The 7,416-nt window shown below is 68.7% G+C and carries 6 protein-coding genes; 4 read left to right on the forward strand and 2 right to left on the reverse strand.

Annotated elements, in window-relative coordinates; all coding sequences use genetic code 11:
* Both AAK988_RS11245 and AAK988_RS11250 read left to right on the forward strand, forming a co-directional pair.
* Nucleotides 1-432, forward strand: a 432-nt coding sequence (locus AAK988_RS11245; protein WP_369880769.1) for a hypothetical protein, incomplete at its 5' end; no start/stop codon positions are given.
* A gap of 119 nt (nucleotides 433-551) precedes the next feature.
* On the forward strand, nucleotides 552-2,180 hold the full coding sequence (locus tag AAK988_RS11250; protein WP_369880770.1) for an amidohydrolase: 1,629 nt from the start codon (nucleotides 552-554) through the stop codon (nucleotides 2,178-2,180).
* A 65-nt stretch (nucleotides 2,181-2,245) separates the two neighbouring features.
* Here the strand turns inward: AAK988_RS11250 and AAK988_RS11255 are convergent, their stop codons facing one another.
* Nucleotides 2,246-4,135, reverse strand: a complete 1,890-nt coding sequence (locus AAK988_RS11255) for a BglG family transcription antiterminator (RefSeq protein WP_369880771.1) — start codon at nucleotides 4,133-4,135, stop codon at nucleotides 2,246-2,248.
* 236 nt (nucleotides 4,136-4,371) lie between these two features.
* On the opposite strand from AAK988_RS11255, the gene AAK988_RS11260 reads away from it, so the two are divergent.
* On the forward strand, nucleotides 4,372-6,018 hold the full coding sequence (locus tag AAK988_RS11260) for an MFS transporter (protein ID WP_172711658.1): 1,647 nt from the start codon (nucleotides 4,372-4,374) through the stop codon (nucleotides 6,016-6,018).
* 151 nt (nucleotides 6,019-6,169) lie between these two features.
* Here AAK988_RS11260 and AAK988_RS11265 read toward each other — a convergent pair whose 3' ends face one another.
* Nucleotides 6,170-6,721 (reverse strand): hypothetical protein, encoded by a 552-nt coding sequence (locus AAK988_RS11265; RefSeq protein WP_135971511.1) that lies wholly within the window; start codon nucleotides 6,719-6,721, stop codon nucleotides 6,170-6,172.
* Between the two features lie 291 nt (nucleotides 6,722-7,012).
* Here AAK988_RS11265 and AAK988_RS11270 point away from each other — a divergent pair.
* Nucleotides 7,013-7,416 (forward strand): MFS transporter (locus AAK988_RS11270; protein ID WP_369880772.1); only part of this gene is annotated, 404 nt, incomplete at its 3' end.

A 7,416-nucleotide genomic window follows, 5' to 3' on the forward strand; every position in this document is an offset into this window, starting at 1 on the left:
GGCGGCATCCAGACCACCATGCGCAACGTGGGCCAGGCCATCGGCGTGGCCGCCATCGGCGCGGTGCTCCTGTTCGGCATCACCGTGAACATCGACAACGCCATGGCCGACAATCCGACCATCACCCCCGAGGTGCGCGCCGCCGTGGCCGAGCGCAACATCACCCTCATGGGCGACGCCCAGTTCGAGGCCACCATCGCCGACATCCCCATGGACGATGCCGAGAAGGCGGAGCTGGTGAAGCTGAACTCGGATGCCCGCATCCAGTCCACCATCACCGCCTACGTGGTGTCGGCCGTCATCATTCTCCTCGGCCTGCTCACCACCCGCTGGATCACCATCTTCCGTAAGGACGAGGAAGGCGGCGCCCCGTCTGAGCCGCTGCCCGCCGGCGAGCAGCCCTTCGAGCCCGTGGTGGATCGCGAGATGTAGCGACCGCACCCGCCGCTTGGGCGAGGACATCTATCAAACCTGGCAAGACGAAGCGGGTGGGACGAACGCCCACCCGCTTCTTGCATCTAAGACCGGAACCGACCACGAAAGGAAGACCTATGGGCAAGCTGTTCTGCAACGCAACGTTCGTTCCCCTCACCGACGAGGACGCCCGCGCCGACGCCCTGCTCGTCGACGACGAGGGCCGCATCGCCTTCGTCGGCCCCCTGGAGGAGGCCCGCGAGCGCGCCGGGGGCGCCGAGGAGGTGGACCTGGGCGGCGCCGCCGTGCTGCCCGGCCTCATCGACCCCCACAGCCACTTCACCGGCTCGCTGCAGTACCTGCTGTTCGCCGACCTGTCCGAGTGCACCTCCTTCGCCGAGATCACCGATACGCTGAGGGAGTTCGCCGCCAAGCGCCGCATCGGGCCCGACGGCGTCATCATGGGCAACGGCTACGACCAGAACAACCTGGTCGAGCAGCGCCACCCCGACAAGTCGGTGCTCAACGCAGTGTCCACCGACATCCCCGTGCTCATCACCCACGTGTCGAACCACATGGGCGTGGCCAACGACCGCCTGCTGGAGCTGGCCGGCATCACGCCCGCCACCCCCGACCCGGAGGGCGGCCGCTACGGGCGCATGGACGGCACCGGCGACTTGGACGGCTACGCCGAGGAGCCGGCGGCCATGAACCCCTTCTACGCGGTGACCACGCCCCGGCTCGGCCTGGACTTCAACGCCATGATCGGCGACATGCAGCGCATATACCTGGAGCACGGCGTGACCACCTGCCAGGACGGCGCCACCGCCCCGGACATGGCCGCCGTCCTGGCGGGCCTGGCGAAGGCCGGCCTCTTGCAGATGGACATCGTGGCCTACCCCATGTGGGGCACCGACGTCATGGCCACCCTGGCCGCCAACGCCGAGTTCGACAGCCAGGGGTACACCGGCCACTTCCGCTTCGGCGGCCTGAAGATGTTCCTGGACGGCTCGCCCCAGGGCCTGACCGCCTGGATGACCGAGCCCTATGTGGAAGGCCCCGACGGCGAGAGGGACTGGGTGGCCTACGGCACCATGACCGACGATGACGCCGCCGCCTTCGCGAGGCTGGCCATCGACTCGAACCACCAGCTGCTCTGCCACACCAACGGCGACGCGGCCGCCGACCAGCTGCTGCGCGTCTACGAGGCGGCGCGGGACGCCTCGGACAACCCGAACAAGATGGGCCTGCGCCCGGTGATGATCCACTGCCAGACCGCCCGGACCGACCAGTACGAGAAGATGGCCGAAATCGGCATGATCCCCTCCATCTTCTCCTCCCACATCTGGTACTGGGGCGACGCCCACCTGCGCAACTTCGGCCCGGTGCGCGGCGGCCGCGTGAGCGCCTGCGGCGACGCGGCGCGGGCGGGTCTGCCCTTCACCCTGCACACCGACACCCCGGTGCTGCGCCCGAACCTGTTGGAGGCCGCCTGGTGCGCCGTGAACCGCGTCACCAAGGCCGGCGCGCAGCTGGACGAGGACCAGAAGGTGACGCCGTATCAGGCCATGCGCGCCATCACCTTCAACGGCGCCTACCAGTACGGCGAGGAGGACCTGAAGGGCACCCTGGAGGCGGGCAAGCTGGCCGACCTCGTGGTGCTCGACCGCAACCCGCTCGCCGTGGACCCGCGCGAGATCCGCGACATCAAGGTGCTCGCCACCATCAAGGAGGGCGAGGTGATCTACCGGCGCGACGAGGCATAAGAACCCCTCCGCCCCATTCCTGCGGCCGGCTGCTCCCCTGAAGGGGCGGCCGGCCGTTTCCTTCCCTAGAACGCGCCCCGCAGCTCGGGAAAGCCGGGGAAGAAATCGTCCTCGGCCGCTTCCGTCCCATCGGCGCCCTGGGACTCCAAGAGACGCTTGAAGCGCTCCGTCAGCGGCGTCAGATCCCCTCGATCGTCGGGGTGAACGAGCAGCAGCGCCACCTGGGCGCAGCGCTTTCCCGCCAGCTGCGGTCCCCCGTCCAAGTCGTAGAGGTGCACCGCGGTGCGCTCGACCCCCTCGCCGCACCAGGCGAGCACGAGGCTGCGCTTGCGGATGAAGCCCAACGTGCGCACGAGCCACCGGAAGCGCTCGAGGCCGAGGGACACCGCGCCGCTCGCGACCAGATCGCGATGGACCGTCGGTAGCAGAGCGCTCGGGGTCGCGGGCACCGTAAGGCGCACCCGCTCGCAGGGCACCTGCGCCTCGCGGCCGCGGCGCCACAGGGGAATGGCCTCCACGATGCGCTCCAAATCGCGCTCGTCCACGAGGCTCGATATGGTCACGCTGGGAAAATCCACGGGCAGAGGCTCGAAGGACACGAGGAAGTCGAAGCGATCGAGCAAGGGCGAGGAGGGTCTCGCGCAGGCCGAGAGCACCTCGTTCTCAGCGATGACGTCCACCACCTGCACGCGGCTCGACAGCTTCTCGATGCGGTAGAGGCCCCACAGGGCCAAGTCGATGCCGCTGTTCACCACCAGTCCCACGCGGTAGTGCCGCAGGCTCCCCACCCGCTCCAAGTACTCGACCAGCACCAGCACCAAGCGCGTGTAGTCCGACGTGTGCAGTCGCGCCTCCACGAGCGCGGGCACCTCGCACAGCACCGAGGACAGCAGGCACATGCCGTCCATGGAATCGTATTTCACGGCCAGCTCGTTGGGGTTCTGCACCACCAGCCCGCAAGCGCGCCGGGTCAACCCGCTCTCCACGAGAATGCCCAGCGGACGAATGAGGGAGGCGGGCACCGGCTCCCCGAAGGCGGCCTCGCAGGCGGCGGCGATGTCGGCAGCCATGGCCCGGGCTCGGTCGTTGGGCTCGTAGCGCTCCATAAGCTCGGCGCTCCACTGCCACGTGCAGCAGTTCGCCATATCTTGGAGCAGGCCCATCTCGGCCTCGTTCACCGCGATACCGAAGTGGCGCGAGAGGCGATTCCCCAGGCTCGCGAAGAACCCGGACAGCTCGCCGGTAAGGGGCCGGTCGGCGATGACGTGGCCCATTTGGATGCGCGCCACCATGATGCGCAGGTAGACGCCGAGCTGCCAGCGGGCGTTGCTGGAGAGGGCGAAGCCGAGGTTGTCCTGGACCTCCTCGATGCAGCGATCGAAGAACCGCTGGTCGCAGCCGGAGGCCGCGTCCAAGAGCAGCGGCTCGATGCGGCGGCGCACGGCCTGGGGCGGGAAGGAGAACAGCACCGACATGAGAAAGCCCCGCTGAGTCCACTCGGCCCCGACGAACTCGATGCGCCGGCCGGTGCGCACCGCCAGCCCCCGGCCCACGAGCACCCGCTGCCACCAGTGCAGATCGCTCTGCATCTGCTGCTTGTTCGTGAAGACCGCCCGCGTGAGGGATTCCACGGTATGGGGTCCCGGCGTGCAGGTGAGCACCACCAACTCCCGGCAGAGGCGCTCGAAGCGCGGATGCATGGCAGCCTCGCTCTCGTCGAGCAGACGCGAGAGGCGGTTCGCCTCATGGGCGGCCAGCACGAGGCGCAGCCCCGACCCTCGCCGCCGCGAGACACAGGACGCGAAGCCCTCGTGGCGGAGGAACCCGTCGATGGCCTTCACGTCCGTGCGCACCGTCTTCTCGGAGCAGCCGAGCAGATGGGCGTACCAGGCGCAGGTCTTGTACTCGGCCTCGTTGAGCAGCGCGCGGAGCAACGATCCCTGTCTGGCGTTCATGGACTCCCCCTCGTGGTCCCGGGAATAAGCTGAGCGATTCACTCGGCAATAGTGTACTGAATTCCCCTTGGCCGCACGGGCCGCAGAGGCCAGACAAATTGCCGCAGTTACGGCAAACCCCCTGCGTACCACTGTTTTTACCGCATCTGCGGCAAGAGATGTGCCCCGCCGCCGACCGGGACAGACCTACAATCCCCTCAGTTTCCCGTGTTCGCGCCATCAGTTTGGAGGGCCCTATGACGTCCACGAACCCCGCCGCAGAAACGTCTCGCGCAACCGCGCGCCGCCGCAGCGAGGGGGCCGGCGGGCGCGAGCCGGGCACGGGGAGCTGGGCGCCCCTGGCCGTGCTCGTCTTGGCTCAGATCGGCACCTCCAGCGACAACGCCGCCATGAACATCGCCGTGGGCAGCCTCACCGCCGAGCTCGGCGCCACCCTGGGCGACATCCAGATGGCCACCACGGTCTTCTCCCTCATCGCCGGGGCCTTCATGATCGCCGGCGGCCTCATCGGCGTCACCATCGGGCTGCGGCGCACCATGCGCATCGGGCTGGCCCTGGCCGTCCTGGGCGAGGTCGTGGCAGCCTGCGCTTTTCACATCGCAGTGCTCACCTGGGGCGGCCGGGTGCTCATGGGGGTCGGGGCGTGCCTGGTGACCCCCTCGGTGCTCGGACTGGTGGCGGCCCTCTACGAGGGGAGGCGGCGCGCGGTGGCCTTCGGGGCCATTGCCGGCGCGGCGGCCCTGTCCACCCTCTCCCCCATCGTCTTAGGCGCCATCATGGACGCCGCGGGCTTCCGCGTCACCTTCGCCGTGCTGGCCGCCTATTTCGCCCTCGTTCTGGGAACAACCGCGCTGCTGCCCGCAAGTGCCCCGCAGGCGGGGCGCAAGCGCTTCGACGTCGCCGGCATGGCCGTTGCCGCCGCGGGCCTCACCCTCTTCCTGCTCGGCACCTCGCGGCTGTCCACCTGGGGCGTGGTCTTCCCCATGGCCGGCTGCCCCTTCACCGTGGCGGGCCTCTCGCCGGCGCTGCCCCTCATGGCAGCAGGGCTGTTGCTGCTCGCCCTTCTCATTCCCATCGAGCGGGCGGCCGAGGCAGCCGGCGGGGCCCTCATCCCGCGATCCTACCTCGCCTCGTCGGCGGTGCGCTCGGGACTTCTCGCCGTGGCGATGCCGTTCTTCTTCATGGGCGCCCAGGGAATCCTCATCACTCCCTACCTGATGCTCGTGGCCGGCTTCTCCGCCATGCAAAGCGGCATGCTGTCGCTGCTGTCGGGCATCCCCATGTTCTGCCTGGCGACGTTTCTGCCGAAGCTGGCACCGCGCCTCTCGTCGCGCCTCATCATCCGCATCGGCCTTGCCGCCATTGTCGCCGCCTGCCTCCTCATGGCCCTCGGCGTGGAGCAGGACGCAGTCGATGCCGCCCTGTTCGCCGGCACAATGCTGGGCGGCATCGGCGTGGGGGCCGTCAACTCCCAGGCCAACAACGCCGTGGCCTCGGCCGTGCGCGGCCGCGACGCCGAGCAGTCCGGGGGCATCCAGGGGGCCGCCCGCAACATCGGCCTGGCCCTCGGCACCGCCGTGGGCGGCACCTGCCTGCTGCTCGCCATGGCAACGCTGTTCGCGAGCGGCGCCGCCGAGGCGTCGATAGCCGGCGACCTGGTGCGCACCGCCGCCGAGCAGGGCAGCACCCTCATGGGCCCCGAGGCCTTCGCCGAGCTGGCGGCGACGTGGGGAGCCGCCCCCGCCGACGGCGCCGCGCTCGCCGCTATCCACAGCCAAGCCCAGGCCGACGCCCTGCGCCTTACCTTCGGCCTGCTTGGTGCCGTCATGGCCCTCAGCCTCATCGGCACGCGCCACCTCGTGGAGACGGCCGCCGGGAGGTGATCTCCCCCGCGCCCCACGAGACGGGAAAAGAGAGAACCCACGGGGACTGCCCGCGGGTTCTCTCTTTCCGAAGACTCTTTTGTGCGGTGTGACCGCCGGAAAGCCGCCCGACCGTGCCACCGGCGACGACAGGCGCAATGCAGCCGGTGCCTTAGGCGCTGATCTCGGCGGTCTTGGCAGCCATGGCCTCGGCCACGGCATCGGCCCTCTGCTGGCCGCGCACCACGAAGCTGATGGTGAAGTAGCCGGCCACTGCGCCGCCGCAGGCGCACACGAGGCCCTTCAGGATCATCATGCCAGTGACCGTGGCACCGCCGGCGGGCAGCGCCAGGGAGAGCAGGGCGCCGATGCCGGTCATGAACACGCAGGCCAGAGCACCCACCACGAGGATAGACACGGCGTAGGAGCCGGACACGAGCGGGAAGGCGCCCGCGCCGCCGGCCGGCAGCTTGAAGACGTTCTTGCGCAGGTCCATGCGGGTGAGCGGCACCACGCAGGCGAACAGCAGCATGCCCAGCAGAAGACCGGTGAAGGACAGATCGGACACGACGGCGGCCATGTCGAAGGTGGCGCCCTCGGCGGCGGCGTGCAGGCCGGCGAAGATGGCGGCGTTGATGATGCCGTTCACCACGCCGTAGCCGATGAGGCACTTGTTCAGCGCGTAGGACGTGAAGGACAGGGGGGCCTTGGGGGACTTTGCCATAGGTGAGCGTTCCTTTCTTCTTGCGATGCTCTCGGCGCGGAGCGGGGCTTTACGACGAGCCCGCGGCTTCCTCCGCGCGGCCGGTCCCGCAGGGACGCGGCGATGTGACGGGGAGCATTATAGGAACCGGTGTTCCCTTTCTGCGCATAAACCATTTCCGTTGCTGCGGAAAACGTTTCCCATTCGGAAAGGGAGCAATCTCCCTACAATGATCGCCGCCGAGTTACGGAGGGCCCTTGCGAGACTACCCTCTTCGGTGTAGGCATCCCATCCAAGTTTTAAGGAGGAACAATGGCGAAGACAAAAGCGGCACATCCCGAGGGAGGTGTCGAGAAGTTCCTGGTACTGCCCATTATCGTGCTGATTCTGGCGCAGATGGGAACCTCGGGCGACAACGGCGCGCTCGGCCTCGCCAACCAGCAGCTGGTCGACGTGCTGGGCGCCACCACCCCCGATATCCAGCTGGCGAACATGGTGTACTCGCTCATGGCCGGCGCCTTCATGGTGGCGGGCGGTCTGGTGGGCACCATCATCGGCTGGCGCACTAACTTCCGCCTGGGCGCCATTCTGTGCGCCGCGGGCGAGCTGGTCATGGCGCTGTCGCCGAACATGACCGTCTTCATCTGGGGCGGCCGCATTCTCGTCGGCTTCGGCGCCAGCTTCATGATCCCCTCGGTGCTGGGCCTTATCCCCTT

It is taken from the genome of Adlercreutzia muris (assembly GCF_041223505.1).
In the GTDB taxonomy this organism is placed as follows: domain Bacteria; phylum Actinomycetota; class Coriobacteriia; order Coriobacteriales; family Eggerthellaceae; genus Adlercreutzia; species Adlercreutzia muris.

Coding starts and splice junctions, on each gene's coding strand:
- AAK988_RS11250 (WP_369880770.1), top strand. CDS start 552: ATGGGCAAGCTGTTCTGCAACGCAACGTTCGTTCCCCTCACCGACGAG.
- AAK988_RS11260 (WP_172711658.1), top strand. CDS start 4,372: ATGACGTCCACGAACCCCGCCGCAGAAACGTCTCGCGCAACCGCGCGC.
- AAK988_RS11265 (WP_135971511.1), bottom strand. CDS start 6,721: ATGGCAAAGTCCCCCAAGGCCCCCCTGTCCTTCACGTCCTACGCGCTG.
- AAK988_RS11255 (WP_369880771.1), bottom strand. CDS start 4,135: ATGAACGCCAGACAGGGATCGTTGCTCCGCGCGCTGCTCAACGAGGCC.